Origin of the sequence: Actinoplanes sp. NPDC048791 (assembly GCF_040650095.1) — a bacterium.
GTDB lineage: Bacteria > Actinomycetota > Actinomycetes > Mycobacteriales > Micromonosporaceae > Actinoplanes.
Genome location: NZ_JBEZGQ010000018.1, coordinates 1 through 23,560 on the forward strand (window position 1 = coordinate 1; position 23,560 = coordinate 23,560).

At 71.0% G+C, this 23,560-nt stretch carries 25 protein-coding genes and 1 pseudogene; 15 read left to right on the forward strand and 11 right to left on the reverse strand.

Going from position 1 to position 23,560, the window contains the following annotated elements:
• A pseudogene (locus AB0C29_RS03200) lies at positions 1-609 on the reverse strand (hypothetical protein); the annotation flags it as partial.
• A 104-nt stretch (positions 610-713) separates the two neighbouring features.
• Between AB0C29_RS03200 and AB0C29_RS03205 the strand changes: the two are divergent.
• The 6 genes from AB0C29_RS03205 to AB0C29_RS03230 all read left to right on the forward strand — a co-directional run bounded on the left by AB0C29_RS03205 (position 714) and on the right by AB0C29_RS03230 (position 6,781).
• Entirely contained in the window at positions 714-2,513 is a 1,800-nt protein-coding gene (locus tag AB0C29_RS03205) for a DEDD exonuclease domain-containing protein (RefSeq protein WP_360814463.1), read from the forward strand.
• Between the two features lie 109 nt (positions 2,514-2,622).
• A complete protein-coding gene (locus AB0C29_RS03210) occupies positions 2,623-4,416 on the forward strand; it encodes an HD domain-containing protein (protein ID WP_360814465.1) in 1,794 nt (597 codons plus the stop codon).
• A gap of 31 nt (positions 4,417-4,447) precedes the next feature.
• Complete coding sequence (locus AB0C29_RS03215; protein WP_360814467.1) at positions 4,448-4,963, forward strand: NUDIX domain-containing protein; 516 nt, start codon at positions 4,448-4,450, stop codon at positions 4,961-4,963.
• A gap of 15 nt (positions 4,964-4,978) precedes the next feature.
• A complete protein-coding gene (locus tag AB0C29_RS03220) occupies positions 4,979-5,782 on the forward strand; it encodes a sugar phosphate nucleotidyltransferase (protein ID WP_360814497.1) in 804 nt (267 codons plus the stop codon).
• A gap of 73 nt (positions 5,783-5,855) precedes the next feature.
• Positions 5,856-6,143, forward strand: coding sequence for an Lrp/AsnC family transcriptional regulator (locus AB0C29_RS03225; protein ID WP_212990335.1), 288 nt, complete (start codon positions 5,856-5,858; stop codon positions 6,141-6,143).
• A 167-nt stretch (positions 6,144-6,310) separates the two neighbouring features.
• Complete coding sequence (locus tag AB0C29_RS03230; RefSeq protein WP_360814469.1) at positions 6,311-6,781, forward strand: hypothetical protein; 471 nt, start codon at positions 6,311-6,313, stop codon at positions 6,779-6,781.
• Positions 6,782-6,822: 41 nt separating this feature from the next.
• On the opposite strand, the gene AB0C29_RS03235 is transcribed toward AB0C29_RS03230, so the two are convergent.
• Genes AB0C29_RS03235 through AB0C29_RS03250 form a run of 4 tightly spaced genes read right to left on the reverse strand, consistent with a single transcriptional unit; the run spans position 6,823 to position 11,045 of the window.
• The gene (locus AB0C29_RS03235; protein WP_360814471.1) at positions 6,823-8,442 is read right to left on the reverse strand and encodes a ubiquinol-cytochrome c reductase cytochrome b subunit; all 1,620 of its coding nucleotides are present in this window, start codon (positions 8,440-8,442) and stop codon (positions 6,823-6,825) included.
• Positions 8,439-9,557, reverse strand: coding sequence for a Rieske 2Fe-2S domain-containing protein (locus AB0C29_RS03240; RefSeq protein ID WP_360548207.1), 1,119 nt, complete (start codon positions 9,555-9,557; stop codon positions 8,439-8,441). Before AB0C29_RS03240 ends, AB0C29_RS03235 begins: the two co-directional genes overlap by 4 nt.
• Positions 9,554-10,402, reverse strand: a complete 849-nt coding sequence (locus AB0C29_RS03245) for a c-type cytochrome (RefSeq protein ID WP_360814473.1) — start codon at positions 10,400-10,402, stop codon at positions 9,554-9,556. The genes AB0C29_RS03240 and AB0C29_RS03245 overlap by 4 nt, the downstream gene beginning before the upstream one ends.
• A 46-nt stretch (positions 10,403-10,448) precedes the next feature.
• Entirely contained in the window at positions 10,449-11,045 is a 597-nt protein-coding gene (locus tag AB0C29_RS03250; RefSeq protein ID WP_360548211.1) for a heme-copper oxidase subunit III, read from the reverse strand.
• A gap of 124 nt (positions 11,046-11,169) precedes the next feature.
• Here AB0C29_RS03250 and AB0C29_RS03255 point away from each other — a divergent pair, with 124 nt between their 5' ends.
• The 4 genes from AB0C29_RS03255 (at position 11,170) to AB0C29_RS03270 (ending at position 14,164) form a co-directional block, all read left to right on the forward strand.
• A complete protein-coding gene (locus AB0C29_RS03255) occupies positions 11,170-12,171 on the forward strand; it encodes a cytochrome c oxidase assembly protein (RefSeq protein ID WP_360814499.1) in 1,002 nt (333 codons plus the stop codon).
• Positions 12,172-12,222: 51 nt separating this feature from the next.
• On the forward strand, positions 12,223-12,669 hold the full coding sequence (locus AB0C29_RS03260) for a hypothetical protein (protein ID WP_360814475.1): 447 nt from the start codon (positions 12,223-12,225) through the stop codon (positions 12,667-12,669).
• A gap of 89 nt (positions 12,670-12,758) precedes the next feature.
• Complete coding sequence (gene trpD, locus AB0C29_RS03265) at positions 12,759-13,823, forward strand: anthranilate phosphoribosyltransferase (RefSeq protein ID WP_360814477.1); 1,065 nt, start codon at positions 12,759-12,761, stop codon at positions 13,821-13,823.
• A 134-nt stretch (positions 13,824-13,957) separates the two neighbouring features.
• The gene (locus AB0C29_RS03270) at positions 13,958-14,164 is read left to right on the forward strand and encodes a hypothetical protein (RefSeq protein ID WP_212990342.1); all 207 of its coding nucleotides are present in this window, start codon (positions 13,958-13,960) and stop codon (positions 14,162-14,164) included.
• A 102-nt stretch (positions 14,165-14,266) separates the two neighbouring features.
• On the opposite strand, the gene AB0C29_RS03275 is transcribed toward AB0C29_RS03270, so the two are convergent.
• Complete coding sequence (locus AB0C29_RS03275) at positions 14,267-14,692, reverse strand: cytochrome c oxidase subunit 4 (RefSeq protein WP_360814479.1); 426 nt, start codon at positions 14,690-14,692, stop codon at positions 14,267-14,269.
• Between the two features lie 9 nt (positions 14,693-14,701).
• Positions 14,702-15,565 (reverse strand): cytochrome c oxidase subunit II, encoded by an 864-nt coding sequence (gene coxB, locus AB0C29_RS03280; protein ID WP_360548219.1) that lies wholly within the window; start codon positions 15,563-15,565, stop codon positions 14,702-14,704.
• A gap of 247 nt (positions 15,566-15,812) precedes the next feature.
• Here coxB and AB0C29_RS03285 point away from each other — a divergent pair, with 247 nt between their 5' ends.
• Both AB0C29_RS03285 and AB0C29_RS03290 read left to right on the forward strand, forming a co-directional pair.
• A complete protein-coding gene (locus AB0C29_RS03285; protein ID WP_360814480.1) occupies positions 15,813-16,952 on the forward strand; it encodes an aminotransferase class V-fold PLP-dependent enzyme in 1,140 nt (379 codons plus the stop codon).
• Positions 16,949-17,161 carry a sulfurtransferase TusA family protein gene (locus AB0C29_RS03290; protein WP_360814482.1) on the forward strand — a complete coding sequence of 71 codons (213 nt, stop codon included), beginning with the start codon at positions 16,949-16,951 and terminating at the stop codon, positions 17,159-17,161. Before AB0C29_RS03285 ends, AB0C29_RS03290 begins: the two co-directional genes overlap by 4 nt.
• Here AB0C29_RS03290 and AB0C29_RS03295 read toward each other — a convergent pair.
• From AB0C29_RS03295 to AB0C29_RS03310, 4 genes are all read right to left on the reverse strand, one after another.
• On the reverse strand, positions 17,137-17,649 hold the full coding sequence (locus tag AB0C29_RS03295; protein ID WP_360814484.1) for an ATP-binding protein: 513 nt from the start codon (positions 17,647-17,649) through the stop codon (positions 17,137-17,139). The two genes, AB0C29_RS03290 and AB0C29_RS03295, sit on opposite strands and share 25 nt — an antisense overlap.
• A 5-nt stretch (positions 17,650-17,654) precedes the next feature.
• Positions 17,655-18,635 carry a carbohydrate kinase family protein gene (locus AB0C29_RS03300; RefSeq protein WP_360814486.1) on the reverse strand — a complete coding sequence of 327 codons (981 nt, stop codon included), beginning with the start codon at positions 18,633-18,635 and terminating at the stop codon, positions 17,655-17,657.
• A gap of 144 nt (positions 18,636-18,779) precedes the next feature.
• Entirely contained in the window at positions 18,780-19,154 is a 375-nt protein-coding gene (gene erpA / locus AB0C29_RS03305) for an iron-sulfur cluster insertion protein ErpA (protein WP_203776979.1), read from the reverse strand.
• A gap of 101 nt (positions 19,155-19,255) precedes the next feature.
• Positions 19,256-20,368 carry a glycerate kinase gene (locus tag AB0C29_RS03310; RefSeq protein ID WP_360814489.1) on the reverse strand — a complete coding sequence of 371 codons (1,113 nt, stop codon included), beginning with the start codon at positions 20,366-20,368 and terminating at the stop codon, positions 19,256-19,258.
• A 49-nt stretch (positions 20,369-20,417) separates the two neighbouring features.
• Between AB0C29_RS03310 and AB0C29_RS03315 the strand changes: the two genes are divergently transcribed.
• From AB0C29_RS03315 to murA, 3 genes are all read left to right on the forward strand, one after another.
• Positions 20,418-20,567: a hypothetical protein gene (locus AB0C29_RS03315; protein ID WP_360548233.1), complete on the forward strand. Its 150-nt coding sequence runs from the start codon at positions 20,418-20,420 to the stop codon at positions 20,565-20,567.
• Between the two features lie 52 nt (positions 20,568-20,619).
• Positions 20,620-21,843, forward strand: coding sequence for a quinolinate synthase NadA (nadA, locus tag AB0C29_RS03320; RefSeq protein ID WP_360814491.1), 1,224 nt, complete (start codon positions 20,620-20,622; stop codon positions 21,841-21,843).
• Positions 21,844-22,058: 215 nt separating this feature from the next.
• On the forward strand, positions 22,059-23,414 hold the full coding sequence (gene murA / locus AB0C29_RS03325) for a UDP-N-acetylglucosamine 1-carboxyvinyltransferase (RefSeq protein ID WP_360814493.1): 1,356 nt from the start codon (positions 22,059-22,061) through the stop codon (positions 23,412-23,414).
• Positions 23,415-23,560 lie beyond the last annotated feature (146 nt).

Below are 23,560 nucleotides of genomic sequence, written 5' to 3' on the forward strand. Positions count from 1 at the left end.
GGCGTCGCGGATCTGGCCGGCGATCGCGGCGACGTCGGCCTCGGCGCGGACCGACTCGCCGGCCGCCTCGATCAGCCCGCGCCAGCCGTCCGGCCGGGCCAGATAGGCCAGCGCGGCCACCTCGACCGGGTCGGCCGCGGCGGGGGCCATCCCGCCGGCCACGGCGGCGCCCAGGTCACCGGCGTCGGTGACGATGCGGCCGCTGATCCGCTGCCGGAACAGCGGGTCGGAGGCGAGCTGGGCGGCGATGGCGGGCCCACCGAGCCGGGCCCGGCGGTTGGGGGCGAATTTGGCCACCCGGCGCAACGGCACGGGGGTCTCGTCGGCCGGCAGCCCGGTGAGCGCGGCCGCGGCCAGAATGGTGATCCGCTGCCGGACCGCCTCGGGCAGGGTGGGCTCGGGACCATGATCCTCGTCCGACGGGCCCAGGTCCTCGGACGGGTCGATGTCCTGGTCAGAAGCCTCGGAGGCGTCCGGGCCGGCCGCCTCGGCCGCGCCCGGGCCGTAGCTGTGCCCGGCGTCGTCGTCCCCGGCCTGGTCCGGAGCACCCTCGGTCCCACGAGCCGCCTCCTCGAAGGGGCGGTCGTCGAACGGCGGCGGCGCGGACATTTCTCTATTCTCCCACCGTGGGCAGCGGAAAAGCTTGCGGTAGCAAGTGATGTTTTCCCGCCGCGGGCCGGAGTTTGTCATACCCCCTCTCTAAATTGCCCGTCGTGGCACAACCGGCATACGTGCAGGGCACTCTGGACACCCTCCTGAGCGCCGACGGCTCCGTCGATCCGGCGGCGCTGTCCCTGCGGGACACGACCTTCGTCGTGCTCGACCTGGAGACGACCGGCGGGGCGCCGGACGGCGGCGGCATCACCGAGATCGGCGCGGTCAAGGTGCGCGCCGGCGAGGAGCTGGGGGTGCTCGGCACCCTGGTCAACCCGGGTGAGCGCATCCCGCCGTTCATCACCGTGCTGACCGGCATCACCGAGGCCATGCTGGCCCCGGCGCCACCGATCGAGGCGGTGCTGCCGAGCCTGCTGGAGTTCCTGCGCGGAGCCGTCCTGGTCGCGCACAACGCGCCGTACGACGTCGGTTTCCTCAAGGCCGCCTGCGCCCGGCACGGGCATCCCTGGCCGCAGCTGCGGGTGCTCGACACCGCCGCGCTGGCCCGCCGGGCGCTGACCAAGGACGAGGTGCCCAACCGCAAGCTCGGCACCCTGGCCCAGTTCTTCCGGGCCGCCGTCCAGCCCACCCACCGGGCCCTGGACGACGCCCGGGCCACGGTCGACGTGCTGCACGGGCTGATCGAGCGGCTGGGCAGCTACAAGGTGCACACGCTGGGCGACGCCATCGAGTTCGCCAAGGCGGTCACCCCGACCCAGCGGCGCCAGCGGCACCTCGCCGACGGCCTGCCGCACGCCCCGGGGGTCTACGTCTTCCGCGCCGCCGATGAGCGCCCGCTCTACGTCGGCACGTCGGTCGACATCGCGACCCGGGTGCGCAGCTACTTCACCGCCAGCGAGAAGCGGGCCCGGATGTCCGAGATGATCGGCGCCGCGGTCCGGGTCGAGGCGGTGGAGTGCGCCCACTCGCTGGAGGCGGAGGTGCGCGAGCTGCGGCTGATCGCGGCCCACGCGCCGCCGTACAACCGCAGGTCGAAGTATCCGGAGCGGGTCGTCTGGCTCAAGCTGACCGCCGAGGCGTACCCCCGCCTGTCGGTGGTCCGGTCGCTGGCCGAGGACGGCGCCGCCTATCTCGGCCCGTTCTCCTCGCGCCGCACGGCCGAGCTGGCCGCGGCGGGTGTCTATGACGCCGTGCCGCTGCGCCAGTGCACCCACAAGCTCTCGATCAAGACCCGCACGCCCGCCTGCGCGCTGGCTGAGCTGGGGCGATGCCCGGCGCCCTGCGAGCACGAGATCACCCCGGAGGAGTACGCCCGCAGAGCCGCCCTGCCCTTTCGCACCGCCACCTACGGCGACCCCCAGCCCCTGGTGGACGCCCTGCTGGCCCGCATCGAGGTGCTGTCCGACCGGCAGCGCTACGAGGAGGCGGCGGTGATCAGATCCCGGCTCGTGGCGCTCCTGCGCGCCACCGTCCGGATGCAACGCCTCGGCGCGCTCACCGGCATCAGCGAGCTGGTCGCCGCCCGGCGCAACGACGCGTACGGCTGGGAGATCATCGTGGTCCGGCACGGCCGGCTGGCCGCCGCGGCGACCTCACCGCCCCGGCTGCACCCCCGGCCGACCCTGGACATGGCCCGCGCCACCGCGGAGACGGTCCTGACAGGACCGGGTCCCGTCCCGGCCGCCTCGGCGGAGGAGACCGAACGGATCCTGGCCTGGCTGGAACGGCCCGACACCCGGCTGGTGGAAACTTCTGGCGACTGGGTGTCACCGGCGCGTGGCGCTGCGCGCTTCACTAGGCTCCTCACCAGGGCGGAAGCCGCGGCGTCGAGAAGAGACTCGTCCGTTCGCTCATCGGTAACTGACCGTTCGGATGACGCTCGCTCGCTTAGGCTGTAAGGAACACGGCGCGCGAAGCCGTGAAAATCGGTGGGATCCGTGCGTACCGTTCGGGGTAGACGAAGCGGGCCGGGCGGATCTTGCGGTAGATCGGTGAGGGGGTGTCCGAGTGGACGTCGACGCCGGCCACGGCGCCGCCCTTGGACGTGCCCTGTCTCCGTCACCCGCGGAGATCCCCCTTTCGCGCCGGCTGCGATCGTTCCTCAGCTTCCAGGGCAACGACGACGACCCGGTCACCACGCTCACCCGCACCCACCGTCACATCCACCCCTCCGCTGACGCGGGCGTGCTGCGCCGCAGCTATGCCGTCGCGGAGAACATGCACCGCGGCCAGTTCCGCAAGAGCGGCGATCCGTACATCACGCATCCGCTCGCGGTCGCGCAGATCTGCGCCGAGCTCGGCATGGACACCACCACCCTGGTCGCCGCGCTGCTGCACGACACGGTCGAGGACACCAGTTACACGCTGGAGACGCTGCACGGCGATTTCGGCCCCGAGGTGGCCCACCTGGTCGACGGCGTGACCAAGTTCGACAAGGCGTTCTACGGCAAGGTCGCCGAGGCCGAGACGATCCGCAAGATGATCGTGGCCGCCGGCAAGGACGTCCGGGTGCTGGTCATCAAGCTGGCCGACCGCCTGCACAACATGCGTACCCTCGATGCCCGCTCCCCCGCCTCCCGGGCCCGGATCGCGACCGCGACCCTCGACGTGCTGGTCCCGCTGTGCGACCGCCTCGGCATCCAGGCCCTCAAGCGCGACCTCGACGACGTGGTGCTCTACCACCTCGAGCCGGAGTCCTTCGCCCGCATCGACGAGCACGTGAAGAACCGCCCGGGCTGGGCCGAATACGTCGACGACGTCAAGGCCAAGGCCCAGGTCGCGCTGCGCCGGTCCCGGGTGGACGCGAAGGTCATGCCCCGCCCGCGGCACTACTACTCGATCTGGAAGGACACGGTCGCCGGCGGCCACGCGGTCCCGCTGGACCTGCCCCGCATCGCGGTGATCGTGGACGGGCCCGAGACCGACTGTTACGCCGCGCTCGGCGCGATCCACGGCCAGTGGCGCCCGGTCGCCGGCCGGTTCAAGGACTTCATCGCCTCCCCGAAGAACAACCTCTACCGCTCGCTGCACACCACGGTGACCGGTCCCGAGGGCCGCCTGGTCGAGGTGCTGATCCGCACGGTGTCGATGCACCGCTGCGCCGAATACGGCGTCGCCACCGGCTACCGCTACCCCAAGTCGACCGAGGGCGCCGAGGCCACCGGGGCCGACCAGCTCACCTGGCTCAAGCGGGTGCTGGACTGGCAGCAGGACACCACGGACGCCGGCCAGTTCCTCGCCTCGCTGCGCTGTGACCTCGCCGAGGGCCAGATCCAGGTGTTCGCCCACGGCAACACGTTCGACCTGCCGGCCGGCTCGACCCCCGTCGACCTGGCGTACGAGCTCAGCGCCGACAAGGGCGACGAGACGCTCGCTGCGACGATCAACGGCCGGCTGGCCCCGCTGAGCTCGCCCCTGCGCGACGGCGACGTGGTGGAGATCTTCACCGAGACCGACGGCCACGTCGAGGTGGAGCCGGGCGCGGCACCGCGCGGGCCCCGCAAGGAATGGCTCGGCTTCGTGAAGTCGACCCAGGCGCAGATGCAGATCAACCGCTACTTCGCCGAGGAGAACAGCCCCGGCATCAGCATCGCCGACAAGGTCCGGCTGGGCCGCGCGACGATCGGGCTGACCCTGCGCAAGCACGACCGGGGGCTGGCCAGCGAGGTTCCGCTGCGCCGGCTGGCCGAGGAGCTCGGTTATCCCGACCTGGAGACCATGCTGGTGGCGGTCACCGAGCGCAACCTCGAGCCCGATCAGGTGGTCGAGCAGCTCATCGCCCTGGTCGACCACCCGGACTGAGCCCATCGCGCCCGGCCGCTAGCCTGGCGGGGTGAACATCCACCGGCGGTTGCGTGGCGTCGCGTACCAGACGTTCTACCGGCTGCCGCATTCCGTGCGCCGCCGCATCGTCCGCCTGATCGTGCCGAAATATCTGGTCGGCGCCGTGACGATCATCCGCGACTCGGAGGCACCGGAGCCCGGCCGGTTGCTGCTGCTCCGGCAGCCGCCCGGCCGCAGCTGGGGCCTGCCGGCCGGCCTGCTCAAGAAGGCGGAGCCGCCGGCGGTGGGCGCGGCCCGTGAGCTGTCCGAGGAGTCGGGCGTGGTCATCGACCCGGACGACCTGATCCCGGCCGTGCCGAACGCCATCGTGCACGCCAAGGGCTGGGTCGACACGATCTTCATGGGTTCGGTCCCGGCGTCGACGACCCCGCTGGTGGTCGACGGTGGTGAGGTCCTGGAGGCGGGCTGGTTCCCGCTGGACGACCTGCCCCGGCTGACCCCGAACACGGCGATCGTCCTCGGCATCTACGGCATGGGCCCGCACGCGGCCCACAGCCCGTCATGACGCCGGCCGTCGCCGCTGGCGGCCGGCGAGGGTCAGCGGCTGCGGCCCCTGACCGAGCTGCTGCCCAAGGCGCTGTGCCCGGTCGGCAACGTCGCCCTGCTGGACCGGGCGCTGACCCGGATCAATGGTCTCGGCCTGAGCGGACCGTCCCAGGTGGCCGTCAACGCCGCGTACCTCGCCGAGCAGGTCGTCACCCACGTCGGCGACCGCGCGCACCTGTCCGTGGAGCCTGACGGCCCGCTGGGCACGTCCGGCGGGCTCGGCCGCCTGCGGGGGTGGATCGACGGCCGGGGAGCGCTGATCGGCAACGCGGACGCGTATCTGGCGGATCCGCAACGCGAGCCGGGCAAGGACATCGCGGCGCTGCTGGAGGGCTGGACCGGTGAGACCGTACGGATGCTGACCCGCCCCCTGCCCCCGGGCACGACGGGTGGCTTCAGCGGCCACCGGTTCGCCGGTTTCTCGCTCGTGCCGTGGCGCTACCTCCGCGACCTCACCGACGAGCCGTCCGACCTGGTCCGCACGGTGTGGCGCCCGGCCGAGGCGGCGGACGAGCTGGAGCTGGTCACCTACGACGGCGTCTACATCGACACCGGTACGCCGGCGGACTACCTGACGGCCAACCTGCACGCAGCCGCCGGCCTGACCGACCCCACGGCCACGCTGACCGGCCGGGCGGCCGAGTCCGTGATCGGTGCCGGCGCCGAGGTCCACGGCAGCGTCACCCGGTGCGTGATCTGGCCGGGGGCGACAGTGCACGAAGGCGAGTCGCTGCGGGACGCCGTCCGCGCCGGCCCGGACCTCACCGTCCCCGCCTGACCGCCGGCCGCGCCGTGGATAGCATGAACCGACCCGTCCCACCCATCCGCCTCATCGCCGAGGAGACGCCAGCGTGAACACCGCGATCGTGCACATCGAGTGCGCCACCGACTCCATCCCGGAGGTCGCCGAGGCGCTCGCCGCGCTGCCCGGCGTGAGCGAGGTCTACTCGGTGGCCGGCAACGTCGACCTGATCGCGATCGTCCGGGTCGCCCGGTTCGACGAGATCGCCGAGGTGATCGCGGGCCGGATCTCCAAGACCCCGGGGGTCCTGAACACGGAGTCGCACATCGCCTTCCGCGCCTACTCCAAGCACGACCTGGAGGACGCCTTCGCGATCGGCCTCCCCGACGCCGACTGAGCACCGCCGGGCACCGCCGGGCACCGCCGGGCACCGCCGGGCACCGGCCGCCGAGCGCCGACCAACGCCGCCGGCCTCCGACCCAGCGCCAGCAAGCGCCATGAGGCGCCGGCCGCGGGCCGGCCGAGGGCCGTAAAAGTGTCGGAGGCCCCGGTTACGCTGCCGCGATGTCCGACACCCCGCTGACCGACGACCGGCATCCCGCCGAGGTCGTGACCGGCCTGGTCGACCAGGTCCTGACCCTGGCGGCCACCTGGACCGCCTGGGACGGCGTCCCCGTTCCGGCCGGCGACCGCCTCTACACCCCGCACAAGGCCATCCGGCGGGTCACCGACCACCTCATCGACCACCTGGCCGAGATCGAGGCCCGCGTCGCCGGAGTGCCGACCATCCCGGACGCCTGGCATGCCTCCGCGACCACCACCGCCGCCGATCTCGCCGCCTTCACCGCGGCCGACCTCGACGAGGCCCGCAGCCGGCTCACCCGGCTGGCGCAGGTCTTCGACGTGCGGCTCCGGGCCCTCTCCGACGCCCAGCTCGATCGGCGTGACGGCTCGGCCTGGTCGCCGCGGCAGATCGCCTTTCATCTGGCGGAGTCGCTCTACTACGCCGAGTCCGTCGGCCGCCTGCGGGCATGAAAAAGGGGACCCCGTGGGGTCCCCTTTTCCGTGCTCTTCGATCAGCGACCGGAGGTGATCTCCTCGCGCTCCTCGCGGGCGGTCACCGGCGGCATGCCCGGTGACACCGGCGCCTCGGCCGGCTTCTCGACCGGGAAGAAGAAGCCCTTCACCGCGGGCGCCAGGGCGCCGAGGCGGTTCATCTTCTTCGGGACGACCCAGCCCGCGTAGTCCAGCGGCAGCGGGTGGCCGTGGTCGTCGACCGGGCCCAGCGGCTGGTGGACCTCGTAGAACCGGCCGTCGGCGGCCCGCTTGATGATGCCGGTCTCCACGCCGTGGGCCAGCACCTCGCGGTCGTGCTGCTGCAGGCCCAGGCAGATCCGCACGGCCAGCCAGTACGCCAGCGGCGGCAGGATCACCATACCGATGCGGCCGGCCCAGGTCATCGCGTTCAGGCTGATGTGGAACTTGTCGGCGATGACGTCGTTGCCGCCGGAGATGGTGGCCACGATGAAGAACGTGAACGCCATCGCGCCGACGCCGGTGCGCTCGGGTGCGTCCCGCGGGCGCTGGAGCAGGTGATGGGACTTGTTGTCCTTGTTCCGCCGGGCCTCGATGAACGGGTACATCATCGGGACCGTGAACAGCGCGCCCAGGCCGACGACGGCCGGCCAGAACAGCGGCGGGATCACGTAGCCGTTGCCGATCGGGATGTCGATCTGCCAGGCCGGCATGAGCCGGACCAGGCCGTCCATGAACATGACGTACCAGTCGGGCTGGCTCGCCGAGGAGACCTCGGAGGCCCGGTACGGCCCGAACAGCCAGATCGGGTTGATCTGGAACAGGCCGGCCATCAGCGAGATGACGCCGAAGACAGCCATGAAGAAGCCGCCCTGCTTGAGCGCGTACCGCGGGAACATGCGCTCGCCGACGACGTTCGAGTTGGTCCGGCCGGGGCCGGGCCACTGGGTGTGCTTCTGCTTGAACACCAGGCCCAGGTGCACGCTGATCAGCGCGAGCAGGCCGCCCGGGATGAGCAGCACGTGGGCGATGTAGAAGCGGCCGATGATCAGCTCGCCGGGGAACTCGCCGCCGAAGATCGACGCCGACACCCAGGAGCCGACGACCGGGATCGACAGCATGATCGCCGAGGCGATGCGCAGGCCGGTGCCGGACAGGCCGTCGTCCGGCAGGGAGTAGCCGGTGAAGCCGGCGAGGAAGCCGAGCAGGAACAGCGCGATGCCGATGATCCAGTTGGCCTCACGCGGCTTGCGGAACGCGCCGGTGAAGAAGACGCGGGCCATGTGCACGATCATGGAGGCCATGAAGAGCAGGGCCGCCCAGTGGTGCATCTGGCGCATGAACAGACCACCGCGGACCTCGAACGACAGGTCCAGCGACGACGCGTACGCGGTCGACATCTCGGTGCCGCGCAGCGCCGGGTAGGCGCCGTCGTACGCGATCTCCTTCATCGACGGGTCGAAGAAGAGGGTCAGGAAGACACCGCTGAGCAGCAGGACGATGAACGAGAACAGCGCGATCTCGCCCAGCAGGAAGGACCAGTGGTCGGGGAAAACCTTGTTGAGCAGGCCGCGAAGGGGGGTGGCGACCTGCAGGCGCTCGTCGAGACCCTTGGCTGTCTTGCCCGGTACGGCTGCTAGATCGAATTTCCGGCGCTTCATGGCCGCTCCCAGAAGTCTGGCCCTACGGCCTCTCGATAGTCCGACGTTGCCACGAAGAAGCCTTCCTCGTCCACCGTGATGGGCAGCTGAGGCAGGCGGCGGCTCGCGGGACCGAAGATCGGCCTGGCGTTTTCCGTGATCAGGAACTGCGACTGGTGGCACGGGCAGAGGAGCCGGTTGGTCTGCTGCTCGTACAGGCTGGCGGGGCAGCCGGCGTGGGTGCAGATCTTCGAGTATGCGACGTAGTTACCCCACATCGCACCCTTGTTCTTGGCATCGCCGTCGGTCGCGGCGCGAGCCACCGCCGCGTCACCGGCGCGCAGGTGGATGAGCAGGGTGGGCGAGTCGGCGTACTCGTTGGTGGCGCCGTGCGGGATGCCCGGGAAGACCGTGATCTGGCCGCCGACGCTGACGTCCTCGGGCCGGATCGGCGTGCCGTCCTCGCGGGTGAGCCGGACCAGCTTGCCCTGGTTGGGCACCGGGTCGAAGCCGGTGCGGAACATCGGCGGGTCCTGGCCACGGTCCGGCTTGTGCGGGCTGCGGATCAGGCCACCGATCAGCGGGGCCACCGCGGCGAGGGCGATCGGGGTCAGGCCCAGCGCGACCGCGCCCTTGAGCAGCGGCCGGCGCTGGATGGCGAGCTCGTCGGCCGTGAACAGCATCGTCTGGCCGGTGATCTGCCGGTCCTCGTCGGTGGACATCGCCTCGTGGCGGTCCTGGATCGAGACCTCGTGCGGCAGCAGCTTCTTGGCCCAGGTCAGGATCGCGAAGCCGATCGCCAGCAGCGCCAGGCCGAGCGAGATGCCCAGCACCGGCGTGTAGTAGTCGCTGGTGGTGTGACCCAGCTCGTACTCCCACGGCCAGAAGATGTACGCGATCAGGAAGACCAGGCCGAGCAGGCCGGCGACCAGGAACAGCAGGGCGATCGAGCGCTCGATGCGCTTCTCGGCCCGGGTGTTCGGCCCCGGGAACTGCGACTCGTACGTGACGATCTCGATGTCGTCCCGGCGAGCGCCCTCCCGGACGATCTCGAAGCGCGACAGCCGCGGGTCGCTGAGGTCCAGCGGCTCCTCGCCGGCGCCGTGCGCGCCGTGCGGTTCCTTGACAACGGTCATGACTTCCCCGCAATCCACAGCGCCGCGAAGACCAGGATCGTGATGCCGACGACGAAGATCGCCAGACCCTCGGTGACCGGACCGTACCGGCCCAGGTTGAACAGGCCGCCCGGGTCCTTGTCCTCCTGGAGCTGCATCTTGACGTACGTGATGATCTCGCGCTTCTGGTCCGGGGTCAGCTCGTTGTCGCCGAACACGGGCATGTTCTGCGGACCGCTGAGCATGGCCGCGTAGATCTCCTCGGTCGTCGCGTCGTGCAGGCTCGGCGCGTACTTACCCGAGGACAGCGCACCACCGCCGCCACCGAAGCCGTGGCAGGAGGTGCAGTTCAGCCGGAACAGCTCGCCACCGGCCGACAGCGCCTCGGGGTTCTCCTCGAGGCTCATGGTCAGGTCGCCGGTCGGGATCTGCGGGCCGCCACCCAGCTCCTGGATGTACTGCCCCAGCTGCTTGGTCTGCGCCTTGTCGAACTGCGGCGGCTTCTGCGCGGCCTGGGCCTCCTGGCGGGTCATCGGCATGCGGCCGGTGCCCACCTGGAACTCGACCGAGGCCGAACCGACGCCGATGAGGCTCGGCCCGCGACCCTCGACACCCTCGGCGTTGCGGCCGTGGCACGAGATGCAGCTGTTGTCGAAGAGCGCCTTGCCCTCCTGCGCGGACGCGGAGAGCTGCGGGGTGTCCTCGGCGAACGCGCCCGGGGCGAAAGCGGTGTAGACGCCTCCGGCCAGTGCCAATGCGGCGAGCATGCGCGCCGCCGCGCCGAGGCGCCGCCGCATCCGGCTCGGCGCCGACCGCCGCCGGTTGAACACCCGGAAACGCCGGCCGGCGGGGGTGTCAGAAGTCATGGGCTGTGTCCTCTGGGTTTTGACCTTGAAACTCACGGGCGGGCGGCTACTGCAGCCAATAGATCATGGCGAACAGCGCGATCCACACGACGTCGACGAAGTGCCAGTAGTACGACACCACGATCGCCGAGGTGGCCTGCGCCGGCGTGAACCGGCCCATGGTGGTGCGGATCATGTAGACGATGAAGGCGATCAGACCGCCCGTGACGTGCAGACCGTGGAACCCGGTCGTCAGGTAGAACATCGAGCCGTAGCCGTCGCTGTTGAGCTTGACGCCCTCGCTGACCAGCGTGCGGTACTCGTTCGCCTGGCCGAGCACGAAGATCAGGCCCATGACGAAGGTGATGGTGAACCAGCGTCGCAGCGCGAAGACGTCACCCTTCTCCGCCGCGAAGACACCGAGCTGGCACGTGACCGAGGAGAGCACCAGGATCACCGTGAAGGTGGTGGCGTACGGGATGTTGAGCTCTTTGGTGTGCTCCTCCCACATCTCCGGGGCGGCGGCACGGATCGAGAAGTACATGGCGAACAACGCCGCGAAGAACATGAGTTCACTGGAGAGCCACACGATGGTCCCCACGCTGACCATGTTGGGTCTCGTCAGCGAGTGGATCCGGCTCTTGTCGATGGCTGCCGCTGTCACGGGCTCATTATTGCCCCGCGATCACTCGAACATGTCGCGGGGGGCCCAATCCGTACCTGGTTCGCGCCCCGTGCGCCGGTGACGGTCGGTCGGGGCCTAGCCTCGAAGGGTGCAGCCAGTCGAAATGCCCACGCTCGCGGCGGCCTCGGGGGATACTGCGCCCCCGCCGTTCAGCGTCGCCGAGATCTTCACCCAGATCCGGCTGACCAGCCTGCTCGCGCTCTTCCTGGTCATCGCCGGGGCCGTCTACCTCTACGGCGTGCACCGCCTGAAGCAGCGCGGCGACCACTGGCCGCGCGGCCGCACGGTCGCCTTCCTGCTCGGCGGGCTGGGCTCGATCGCCGCGGTCACCGTCACCGGCCTTGAGGCATATGACACAACGCTGCTCAGCGTGCACATGGTGCAACACATGGTGCTGTCCATGGTGGGCCCGATCTTCCTGGCCCTCGGCGCGCCGGTGACGCTGGCGCTGCGCACGCTGCCCGCGGCCAACCGCAAGGTGCTGCTGGCGGTGCTGCACAGCGGGGCCGCCCGGGTGCTGACGTTCCCGCTGGTCGCGTTCGGGATCTTCGTCGCCAACCCGTTCGTCCTCTACTTCACCGGGCTCTACCGGGCCACGCTCGAGCACGCCTGGCTGCACGAGTTCATCCACGTGCACTTCATCGTCACCGGCTGCCTGTTCTTCTGGCCGCTGCTCGGCCTGGACCCGCTGCCCAACCGCTGGCCGTACCCGGCCCGGGCGCTGCTCATGGTGCTGTCCGTGCCGTTCCACACGGTGCTGGGGCTCACCATCATGCAGAGCAGGACCCTGCTCGGCGGCGACTGGTACCCGAGCCTGGGCCTGGACTGGTCGAACCCGTGGAACGACCAGGTGGTGGCCGGCGGCATCCTGTGGGCCGGCGGCGAGATCGTCAGCGTCACGATGCTGGGCATCCTGGTGCTGCAGTGGATCAAGCAGTCCGAGCGCGAGGCCAAGCGGATCGACCGGGCCCTGGACCGCGCGGAGGCCGAGGACCAGCGCCGCGCCGGCGCGGTGCCGGACGAGCCGGCCGGCGCGGCCACGGCGGCGGCGACCAAGATCACAGAGCCGGCCCCGACGGTACGACCACAGCCGGACGCCCGCTAGCCCGTTCGGTACGATCAGCGGGCACCTACGAGCGTGGGAACCGGGGCACACATGAGCGACGACAGCAAGCCGCAGCCGGACAAGTACACCGTCCTGCTGTACAGCGACGACCCAGCGGTCCGGGACCGGATCAGGCTGGCGATCGGCGTCCGCCCCGCCGCCGACCTCTCCGTGGAGTTCGTCGACGCCTCCACCTGGGAGGAGTGCCGGATCCTGCTGGACGACTACGAGATCGACCTGATGGTCCTCGACGGCGAGGCGGCCCCGGCCGGCGGTCTGGGCATCGCCCGCCAGACCAAGGACGAGTACGCCGACCCGCCGCCCACCTGCGTGGTGATCGCCCGCGCCGCCGACCGTTGGCTGGCCGCGTTCGCCCAGGTCGACGCGACGCTGGTGCACCCGCTCGACCCGGTGACCACCGGTCAGACCATCGCCGGCATGCTCCGCGGCCGCCGCGACGGCGTGATCCCGCTGGGCACCATGGGCAAGCTGGGCTGATCCCACCTTCAGCTGCCCTTCCAACCACCCCGCCGCCGCCCTTGACCGGACTGAAGGCAACCCGAACTCCCCCCGAAGGAGTGCCCCGCATGGGAGCACCGACCTGGCCCAACCTGCTGAGTGCCCTGCTGCGCTCCGAGGAGCTCTCGGCGCAGGACACCGCCTGGGCCATGGGCGAGATCATGGCCGGCAACGCCACCCCGGTGCAGGTCGCCGGGTTCGCGGTGGCGCTGCGGGCCAAGGGTGAGACCCCCGCGGAGCTGGCCGGGCTGGTCGAGGCCATGCTGGCCAACGCCACGGTGGTCGAGCTGCCCGAGGACGTCCGCACGGACGCCGTCGACGTGGTGGGCACCGGCGGCGACCGGGCCCACACGGTCAACATCTCCACGATGGCCGCGATCATCACGGCCGCGGCCGGGGTCAAGGTCGTCAAGCACGGCAACCGGGCGGCCTCGTCCGCCTGCGGCACCGCTGACCTGCTCGAGTTCTTCGGCATCCCGCTGGACCTGGGCCCGGAGGGGGTCAAGCGCACCGTCGCCGAGGCCGGCATCGGCTTCTGCTTCGCCGCCCGCTACCACCCCGGCATGCGGCACGCCTCGGTGACCCGCCGCGAGCTGGGCCACCCGACGTTCTTCAACGTGCTGGGCCCGCTGACCAACCCGGCCCGGCCCCGCGCGGCGGCGGTCGGCTGCTTCGACCAGCGGATGGCCCCGGTGATGGCCGAGGTCTTCGCCCGCCGTGGCGATTCCGCGCTGGTCATGCGCGGCGAGGACGGCCTGGACGAGTTCACCACGGCGGCGCCGACCCGGATCTGGACGGTCAAGGACGGCACGGTGACCGAGTCCGTGGTGGACGCGGTCGACTTCGGACTGCCCCGCAGCAACCCGGGTGATCTGCGCGGCGGCGACGCGGCGTTCAACGCCGACGCGGCGGTGCGCACGTTCGCCGGCGAGAAGGGCCCGGTCCGCGACGCGGTCCTGCTCAACGCGGCGGCGGCGTTCGCGGCCCACGCGCGGTTCGCCGGCACGTTCGCCGTCACGATGCGGGCCGGGATCGCCCGGGCCGCGGAGACGGTGGATTCGGGGGCGGCCACGGCGCTGCTCGGCCGCTGGGTCGAGGCCGCGAAGGCGGCCAAGGCCGCCGAACCCGCCTGAGGTCGCGGAGCCGGCCGGTGACCGGCCAATATTTTCCTGACACGCCGGGCCGGGTTCCTGACCCGCGTCGCGGCCCGTGACAACGTTCGAAGGACATTCGGGTAATTCCACCTTCCGGCGAAGAGGAGCCACCCGTGCGAGACCGAGAACTGCGCTGCGTCATCTGCAACACCGAGATGCCGTTCGAGACGCCACCCTGCGCCGACGGCCATGCCGAGGAGTGCCCCGAGCTGCTCTGCACGCGCTGCGGCGCGGCGGAGATCGTCGCCCCGGTCACCTTCCGCGTGCTGTTGTCCGCGGGCGGGTCCCGAGTGGCCCCCCAGCAGCGCCGGGCCGCCTGACCCACACCCACCTGACCCCGCGCCCCGGCGCGGGCGGCACAGGCAAGCAGAAGGCCCGCACCCCGAGGGGATGCGGGCCTTCTGAACGTTGCTGCGTACGGGTCAGTGCTCGGCGGGGTGCCGGGTGCCCGAGTAGTACTCGAACAGCAGGCCGCAGGACGCGAAGATCACCATGATCATGCCCAGGGCGACCAGCCACCACTGCCAGAACACCAGGCCCAGGCCGGCGGTCGACGCGGCCAGGGCCAGGCCGAACGGCCAGTAGCTGCCCGGGCTGAAGAAGCCGACCTCACCGGCGCCCTCGGCGATCTCGCCGTCCTCGCGGTCCTCGGGCCGCAGGTCGATGCGCCGGGCCACGAACCAGAAGAAGCCACCGCACATCGAGCAGAGCAGGCCGGAGAGGATCAGCGCGACGAAGCCGATCCACTCGAGCTGGCCCACCTCGCCGTAGGTGTAGGCACCGTAGACGGCGGCCGCGCCGAACAGGAAGAGGGCAACGCCGGCAAAGATCTTGTATTCGGTCTTCAACTCAGGTCCCTACTTCCCCGCCGCGGTGTTGCCGGACTGGTTCCAGGACTGGTTGGTCCGGCGGGTGTCGAATGGCTGCGTGGTGACGGCGAAGCGCTCGTCGCCGGTGAAGCCGATCGCACCCATCGCGTCCTGGGTGGAACCGCCGGCCTCCTTGGCCGCGAGGAACTGGTCGAACTTCTCCGGGGAGACGACCACCAGCTCGAACTGCATGAAGGCGTGGTACGTGCCGCAGAGCTCGGCGCAGCGACCGACGTAGCGGCCCTCACGGTCGAGGGTCACCTCGAAGGTGTTGCGCACGTTGCCCGGGAACACGTCACGCTTGAAGAGCATCTCCGGCACCCAGAACGAGTGGATGACGTCGCGGCTGGTCTCCTCGAAGCGGATCTTCTTGCCCGTGGGCAGGACCAGCAGCGGGATGACGTCGCTCGAGCCGAGGTTGGACGCGACCGTCTTGGCCTCCGCGCCGGGTGCGTCGCGGTAGTTGAACTGCCAGTTCCACTTGAACGCGACGACCTCAACGGTCATGTCCGGCTTGGCCGAGAGCTTGTCCACGTCGGTCTGCACGATCGCCGTGTAGTAGAACAGCACCGCGACGATCAGCACCGGGGTCACCGTGTACAGAACCTCGAGCGGCATGTTGAACCGGGTCTGCACGGGCAGATTGTCGCCACGCTTGCGGTACCGGATGATGCACCAGAAGATCAGGCCCCAGACGAAGAACCCGACGACCAGTGCCGCGATCGTCGACGCGATCCACAGGTCGTACATCTTGTGGGCCTGCAGACTGATGCCGTGCTCGGGCCAGCCGAACCCGCCGAAGGCGCTTCCGACGCTGTCCACGGAACAGCCCGACAGCAGGGCCAGCAGCATGGCACCACCGACACCGAGCCCGGCGAGCCGTACGACACGCGGCCGTGCGACCGAACTCCTTGAGACCACCTGCTCCTGCCTCCCTAGAGCACCGCCCGGTGCGAAATCCGGACACCGGCGGCAAGGTGTCACCGACGGTCGCACACTACTCGACCTGGCCCTGCCACCCGCTGACCGGGGGTCGGATCTTCGGCGTACCCGCGAAACGACTGATCATGTGGACGATACCGTTCGGAAGGTGGAATTCATGGCCGATCCCGCCGGTGCGCCCGCCTACCTGGACGCGGCCAGCGCCGCTCCCCCGCATCCCGTCGCGCGGCAGGCGCTGCTCGCCGCGCTGGCGGACGGCTGGGCCGATCCGGACCGCCTCTACGCCGCCGGCCGGCGGGCCCAGCAGCTGCGTGAGGCGGCGCAGGGCAGCGTCGCCGACTCCCTGGGGGTACGGCAGGACGAGGTGTCCTTCCAGTCCTCGGGTACGGCCGCGGTGCACGCCGCTGTCCTGGGCGGACTCGCCGGGCGCGCGCGGGCCGGACGGACGCTGGTCCACTCAGCGATCGAGCACTCGGCGGTGCTGCACGCCGCGGCCCAGGCCGGCGACTCAGTGCCGGTCGGGGTCGACCTGGCCGGCCGGCTCGACCTGGACGCCTGGCGCACGGCGGTCGGCGCTCCCGGGGTGGCCCTCGCGAGCCTGATCAGCGCCAGTCATGAGGTCGGCACAGTGCAGCCGGTGGCCGCCGCCGCGGAGGCCTGCGCCGAGCACGGCGTGCCGCTGTTCGTGGACGCCGCGCAGTCGATCGGGCGGGTGCCGGTGCCACCGGGCTGGTCACTGCTGACGGCCAGCGCGCACAAGTGGGGCGGTCCGCCGGGGGTGGGTGTGCTGGTGGTGCGCAAGGGGGTGCGGTGGCTGTCGCCGTACCCGGGTGATGATCGTCACCGGCCGCGGCCGGTCGGCGCGCTCGATCTGCCGGCCGTCGTCGCGGCCGCGGCCTCACTGCGGGCCGTGCTGGCCGTGGCGCAGACCGAGGCCGTGCGGCTCACCGCCCTGGTGGACCGGATCCGGGCGACCGTTGCGGCGACCGTGCCGGACGTCGAGGTGGTCGGCGATCCGGTGCAGCGGCTGCCGCACCTGGTCACCTTCTCCTGCCTGTACGTCGACGGCGAGGCCCTGCTGCACGCGCTGGACCGGCACGGCTTCGCCGTCTCCTCCGGCTCGTCCTGCACCGCCTCGACGCTGCGGCCCAGTCACGTGCTGGAGGCGATGGGCGTGCTCAGCCACGGCAACGTACGGGTGTCGCTGCACCGCGGGACCACCGAGGATGAGGTGGACCGCTTCCTGGCGGTCCTGCCCGGGGTGGTCGCCGGGCTCCGGGCGGAGGCGGGGATGTGATCGAGGTGGACTCGCGGGGGCGGCGCTGTCCCCTGCCGATCATCGACCTGGCCAAGCGGCTGCCGACGGTGGCAGTCGGCGAGGTGGTGCGGGTGCTGGCGGACGACCCGGCGGCGGCCAACGACATCCCGGCCTGGTGCCGGATGAAGGCCCAGGAGTATCTGGGCAGCCCGGCGCCGGACGTCTACGAGGTGCGCAGGGTCAGGTAGTCGACGACCGGCCCAACCGGCTCCTCGGCCAGGAACGTGTCCACGACCAGCCGCGGGCCCAGGTACGGCTCGTACTCGGCCTGACGCTCGAGGACCCGCACCCAGTCCGGGATCCCGTCGTGGGCCCGGGCGGCGAAGCGGGTCTCCACCCGGCGGCGGTGCTCGGCGTCGTCGCCGCAGACCACCTCGACGACCCGCAGCGGGACGTCGAGGCGCTCGGCGAGCTCGACCCAGTGCTGGCGGGCCGCCTTCACCGGGTTCACCGCGTCGATGATCACGTGGTGGCCCATCCTCAGCTGAGCCTCCGCGAGCGCCGCCACCACCCCGTACGCGGCATAGCCGGGCCGGGGCTCGGTGACGTCGTACGCCCGCATGGTGAAGTCGACGGTGTCGACCGCCAGCACGGCGGCCGGCAGCACCGCCCCCACCCGCTCGGCGAGCGTGCTCTTGCCCACGCCCGGCAGGCCGGCGAAGACAGCTAGCACCATCTCTGTCAGGCCGTGGGCAGGTGCGGCTGGACGTCGGCCGCGGCCTGGTCACCGTAGGAGTCGGCGAGGCGCTTGAGGAAGAAGTCGGCCTTGACGTCGTACTCCTGGGGGCCGACCGTCTCGAGCACGAGCGCGGCGACCAGCGAGCCCACCTGCGCGGCCCGCTCGAGGCTGACGCCCCAGCCCAGGGCGGCGAAGAAGCCGGCCCGGAAGCCGTCGCCGACGCCGGTCGGGTCGTCCGGGATGACGTCGCGGGCCACCGGCACGTGGATCCGCTCCAGGTCGCGGCCGGTGATCTCCACGCCGTCCTTGCCCAGCGTGGTGACCCGGATCTTGACCTGCTCCAGGACCTGCTCACTGGTGAGGCCGGCCTTGGATTCCAGCAGCGAGCGCTCGTAGTCGTTGGTCAGCAGGTACTCGGCGCCGGTGATCAGCGTCAGCACGTCGCTGCCGTCCATCCGGGCGAGCTGCTGCGACGGGTCGGCGGCGAACGCGAGGCCGCGGGCCCGGCACTCCTGCGAGTGGCGGATCATCGCGGCCGGGTCGTTGGCGCTGACCAGCACCAGGTCGAGGCCGCCGACGCGGGCGGCGACCGGGGCCAGCTCGATGTTGCGGGCCTCGCTCATCGCGCCGGCGTAGAACGAGGCGATCTGGTTCAGGTCGTCGTCGGTGGTGCAGACGAAGCGGGCCGTGTGGGCGACCTCGCTGACGTGCACCGAGTCGCAGTCGACCCCGTGCCGCTCGAGCCAGGACCGGTAGTCGGCGAAGTCGGCGCCGACCGCACCCACCAGGATCGGGCGCAGGCCGAGCTTGCCCATGCCGAAGGCGATGTTCGAAGCCACGCCGCCGCGCCGCACGACCAGGTCGTCGACCAGGAACGAGAGCGAGACCTTGTGCAGCTGGTCGGCGATCAGCTGCTCGGCGAACTTGCCGGGGAAGTGCATCAGGTGGTCGGTGGCGATCGAGCCGGTAACGGCGATCTTCATGTCGGCCCTCGAGGTCGGGTGCGATTACCGGGTGAGCCTACCGGCCGTCGGCCCGGGCGACACCCGGGCGTCATCTGGTGGACATGACCGAGGGCCGCTCCCCAGCTCGGGAACGGCCCTCGGCCGAGCGGATCAGTGGGCGGCTCAGTGGAACGAGTCACCGCAGGCGCAGGAGTTCTGCGCGTTCGGGTTGTCGATGGTGAAGCCCTGGGCGTCGATGCGGTCCGCGAAGTCGATCGTGGCACCCGCCAGGTACGGCGAGCTCATCCGGTCGACGACGACCTCGACACCGTCGAAGTCCGCCACGATGTCGCCGTCCAGCGAGCGCTCGTCGAAGAACAGCTGGTAGCGCAGGCCGGAGCAGCCACCGGGCTGCACGGCGATGCGCAGGCGCAGGTCGTCGCGACCTTCCTGCGCGATGAGACGCTTGACGTTGGCGGCCGCGACGTCGGTCAAAATGACGCCGGTCGGCGCGGCCGTGGTGGCCTCGGTCGACTCGGTGTGCGCTTCAGTGGTCACGTTGCGGTTCTCCTGCCGGTCCGGTGATGTGCCGTACCGGCCAACGCTAACGCTGTCCGGGCGTATTCCCAATCGCTGGGGCCGAGATGTCGAACACCTGGTCATCTGCTCCATTGCCGGGCGAGCCCGGCGGCGACCTCGCGCAGGCCCCGGGCCGGCTCGGCGAGCGCCTGCTCCTCGGAGCCGAAGTGCTCGATGAGGGCGTACGTCTCGGTGACCCCGGCGCTGGCCGCCTCGCGGTGACCGGTCTCGTTGCGCCCGGCGATGACCACGCAGGGCAGGCCCCGGTCGCGGGCGCCGTTGGCGATGCCGGCGGCGACCTTGCCACGCAGCGACTGGTGGTCGAACGAGCCCTCACCGGTGATCACCAGATCCGCCGCGTCCAGCTGCTCCTCCAGCTTGATCAGGCCGGTGACCAGGCCGATCCCGGAGACGACCCGGCCGCCGAGGGCGAGCAGGGCGGCGCCGAGCCCCCCGGCCGCGCCGCCACCGGGCAGGACGCGCAGGTTCTCCACGCCGAACGCCTGCTCCAGCACTCCGGCGAAGTGGTCCAGCGCCGCGTCCAGCCGTAGCACGTCCTCGCGGGTGGCACCCTTCTGCGGGCCGTAGACGTTGCTGGCGCCGTGCAGGCCGACCAGCGGGTTGTCCACGTCGGTGGCCACCACGAGACGTACCTGGCGCAGCTGGGGCTCGCCGGCCAGGGCGGTCGCGGTGATCAGCGGCGCTCCCCCGTACGGCAGGGCGTAGCCGCCCACGTCGACCGGGCCGGCACCCAGCGCGGCCAGCATCCCGGCGCCGGCGTCGTTGACCGCGGAACCACCGAGCCCGACGACCACCTCGGCCGCACCGGCCTCCACCGCGGCGGCGAGCAGCAGGCCCAGCCCGTACGAGGTGGCGGCGTTGACGTCCCGCTCCTGCTTGCTGAGCAGGTGCAGGCCGCAGGCCTGGGCGCTTTCGACGTAAGCCGTGTCACCGACCAGCAGCACCTCGCCGCGGGCCGGGCGCCCCAGCGGGTCGACCGTGTCGACCGGGAGCCGGCGGCCGCCGAGCGCGGTGGCCAGCACCTCGACGAAGCCGGGACCGCCGTCGGACAGCGGGCGCAGCACGGTCTCGTCGTCCGGGGCGGTCTCGTGCCAGCCTTCGGCCACCGCGGAGGCGACCTCGGAGGCGGTCAGCGTGCCGGCGAACTTGTCGGGGCAGATCAATACGCGCACGGGGAGAAAGTACAGGCATCACACAGGTTGGGGTGTCACGCTCGGTTGCATGGCCACTCTCATGCAGCGACTGCAGATGTTCCTGCGCAGCCCGCAGGGTCAGAAGATCGTCCAGCAGGGTCAGCGTCAGCTGGCCAAGCCGGAGAACCAGGCGCGGCTCCGCAAGCTCGCGACCAAGCTCCAGGGCCGCCGCCGCTGAGTGCCCTAGGACACTCATCTGCCGGCCGACGGCGCGGCAACCTTGTGGAAACATGGATCTCGTGACGTCGACCTGGACCGAACCTGCGAACACCGCCACGGCGCTGCTGTTGCTCGGCCGTGGCACCGATCCCGCCAGCGAGCGCGGCGTGGACTGCCCCGGCGATCTGCCGGCGCCCAGCGACCCTGATCTCGTCGCCCGGGCCACGGCCGCCAAGGCCGCGCTCGGCGACCGGGTGTTCGTGCTGGGCCACCACTACCAGCGTGACGAGGTCATCCAGTTCGCCGACGTCACCGGCGACTCGTTCAAGCTCGCCCGCGAGGCGGCGGCCCGCCCCGACGCGGAGTTCATCGTCTTCTGCGGCGTGCACTTCATGGCCGAGAGCGCGGACATCCTGACCGGCCCGTCCCAGCAGGTGATCCTGCCGGACCTGGCCGCCGGCTGCTCGATGGCCGACATGGCCGTGCTGGGCCAGGTCGAGACCGCCTGGGAGCAGTTCACCGACCTGGGCATCGCCGGCGATGTGGTCCCGGTGACCTACATGAACAGCTCGGCCGACATCAAGGGCTTCGTCGGCCGCAACAACGGTGTGGTCTGCACCTCGTCCAACGCCAAGCGCGCCCTCGACTGGGCATTCGAGCAGGGCCCGTCCAACCGCCCCACCACCGCCCTTAACCGGACTGAAGGCAGCCCGAAGGTCTTCTTCCTGCCCGACCAGCACCTCGGCCGCAACACGGCGGTGCTGGAGATGGGCTTCGACCTCGACGACTGCGTGCTCTACGACCCGCACAAGCCGAACGGCGGCCTCACCCCCGAGCAGCTGCGCAACGCCAAGATGATCCTCTGGCGCGGGCACTGCTCGGTGCACGGCCGGTTCACCATCGACAGCGTGCGCGAGGTCCGCGAGCGGGTCCCAGGCGTGCGCGTGCTGGTCCACCCGGAGTGCAAGCACGAGGTGGTCCGCGCGGCCGACGAGGTCGGCTCGACCGAATACATCATCCGGGCCCTGGACGCGGCGCCCGCCGGCTCGGCCTGGGCGGTCGGCACCGAGCTCAACCTGGTCCGCCGGATGGCGCTGGCCCACCCGGACAAGCACATCACCTTCCTGGACCGGACGGTCTGCTACTGCTCGACCATGAACCGCATCGATCTGCCGCACCTCGTGTGGGCGCTCGAGGAGCTCGTGGCGGGCCGCGTGCCCAACCGCATCACCGTCGACGAGGACACCGCGAAGTACGCGCGGGTAGCCCTCGATCAGATGCTGGCACTGCCGTAAAACCTCACCCTCGGTAACCGTCGATGAGCCGTACGCACGGTTGCACCTTTTTGTTGCCTTAATCATCAGCAATTCGTGCCGCCTTGGGCGTTGTGATGATTTCTGCTCTGGTCACGCAGGGCTATGCTGCCCGGGCGGCAGCCGCCCGGTCCCCCCGTCGGCTGCACCCCTGTTCGCATCCGGGCGCGCTGACGCGCCCGCCTCTGGAGGTTGCGTTGACCGACGACGTCCTGGCCGTACACGGCGGTACGCCGCTGCACGGACAGATCCGGGTCCGTGGCGCCAAGAACCTGGTTTCCAAGGCCATGGTGGCCGCCCTGCTGGGCGAGTCGCCGAGCCGGCTCTTCGACGTGCCGCGCATCCGCGACGTGGAGGTGGTCCGCGGCTTGCTCGGCCTGCACGGGGTGAAGGTCACCGACGGCGCCGACGACGGCGAGCTCGTCATGGACCCCACCAACGTGGAGAGCGCCAGCAGCGACGAGATCAACGTGCACGCCGGGTCGAGCCGGATCCCGATCCTGTTCTGCGGGCCGCTGCTGCACCGGCTCGGGCACGCGTTCATCCCGGACCTGGGTGGCTGCCACATCGGGCCGCGGCCGATCGACTTCCACATCCAGGCGCTGCGGCAGTTCGGCGCGGTCGTCGACAAGACACCCGAGGGCATGCACCTGACGGCGCCCAACGGACTGCACGGCACGAAGCTGGAGCTGCCGTACCCGAGCGTGGGCGCCACCGAGCAGGTGCTGCTCACGGCGGTGCGCGCCGAGGGCGTGACCGAGCTGCGCAACGCGGCCATCGAGCCGGAGATCATGGACCTGATCTGCGTGCTGCAGAAGATGGGCGCGATCATCACGGTGCACACGGACCGGGTCATCGAGATCCTCGGCGTGCCCCGCCTGCACGGCTACAACCACAAGCCGATCCCGGACCGGATCGAGGCCGCGAGCTGGGCCGCCGCCGCGCTCGCGACCCGCGGCGAGATCGAGGTGCTGGGCGCGCAGCAGGCCGACATGATGACGTTCCTCAACGTCTTCCGCTCGATCGGCGGCGAGTTCGAGATCACCGACGCCCGGGTCGGGCGCACCGGCGTGACCGGCGTCGAGGGCGGCATCCGGTTCTGGCACCCGGGTGGCGAGCTCAACGCCGTGGCGCTGGAGACCGACGTGCACCCCGGCTTCATGACCGACTGGCAGCAGCCCCTGGTGGTGGCCCTGACCCAGGCCCGCGGCCTGTCGATCATGCACGAGACGGTCTACGAGCAGCGCCTGGGCTACACCGAGGCGCTGAACACGATGGGCGCGACCATCCAGGTCTACCGCGACTGCCTCGGCGGCACCCCGTGCCGCTTCGGCCGGCGCAACTTCAAGCACTCCGCGGTCATCGCCGGCCCCAGCAAGCTGCACGCGGCCGACCTGGTCATCCCCGACCTGCGGGCGGGCTTCAGCCACCTGATCGCCGCGCTGGCCGCCGAGGGCACCTCCCGGGTGTACGGCGTCGACCTGATCAACCGCGGCTACGAGGACTTCGAGGGCAAGCTGGCCGCCCTGGGCGCGCTGGTCGAACGCATCTGAGCTCCGTTTTTCAGGAACCGGGCCGGGACACGGGCGGCGCCGGGTCGGGGTGGTGGGGGGTCGGGGATAAGCAGGGCGGGGGTGGGACCAGGTTGATCGGAAATCCCCCCACCCAGACAACGACACCCCCCCCCCACGGTACCGCG

Excerpts from the sequence above, each read along its gene's own strand:
- AB0C29_RS03230 (WP_360814469.1), top strand. The coding sequence starts at position 6,311 with ATGTCCGACACCCCGCTGACCGACGACCGGCATCCCGCCGAGGTCGTG.
- AB0C29_RS03235 (WP_360814471.1), bottom strand. The coding sequence starts at position 8,442 with ATGAAGCGCCGGAAATTCGATCTAGCAGCCGTACCGGGCAAGACAGCC.
- AB0C29_RS03240 (WP_360548207.1), bottom strand. The coding sequence starts at position 9,557 with ATGACCGTTGTCAAGGAACCGCACGGCGCGCACGGCGCCGGCGAGGAG.
- AB0C29_RS03245 (WP_360814473.1), bottom strand. The coding sequence starts at position 10,402 with ATGACTTCTGACACCCCCGCCGGCCGGCGTTTCCGGGTGTTCAACCGG.
- AB0C29_RS03255 (WP_360814499.1), top strand. The coding sequence starts at position 11,170 with ATGCCCACGCTCGCGGCGGCCTCGGGGGATACTGCGCCCCCGCCGTTC.
- AB0C29_RS03260 (WP_360814475.1), top strand. The coding sequence starts at position 12,223 with ATGAGCGACGACAGCAAGCCGCAGCCGGACAAGTACACCGTCCTGCTG.
- trpD (WP_360814477.1), top strand. The coding sequence starts at position 12,759 with ATGGGAGCACCGACCTGGCCCAACCTGCTGAGTGCCCTGCTGCGCTCC.
- coxB (WP_360548219.1), bottom strand. The coding sequence starts at position 15,565 with ATGCTGCTGGCCCTGCTGTCGGGCTGTTCCGTGGACAGCGTCGGAAGC.
- AB0C29_RS03285 (WP_360814480.1), top strand. The coding sequence starts at position 15,813 with ATGGCCGATCCCGCCGGTGCGCCCGCCTACCTGGACGCGGCCAGCGCC.
- AB0C29_RS03295 (WP_360814484.1), bottom strand. The coding sequence starts at position 17,649 with ATGGTGCTAGCTGTCTTCGCCGGCCTGCCGGGCGTGGGCAAGAGCACG.
- AB0C29_RS03300 (WP_360814486.1), bottom strand. The coding sequence starts at position 18,635 with ATGAAGATCGCCGTTACCGGCTCGATCGCCACCGACCACCTGATGCAC.
- AB0C29_RS03315 (WP_360548233.1), top strand. The coding sequence starts at position 20,418 with ATGGCCACTCTCATGCAGCGACTGCAGATGTTCCTGCGCAGCCCGCAG.
- nadA (WP_360814491.1), top strand. The coding sequence starts at position 20,620 with ATGGATCTCGTGACGTCGACCTGGACCGAACCTGCGAACACCGCCACG.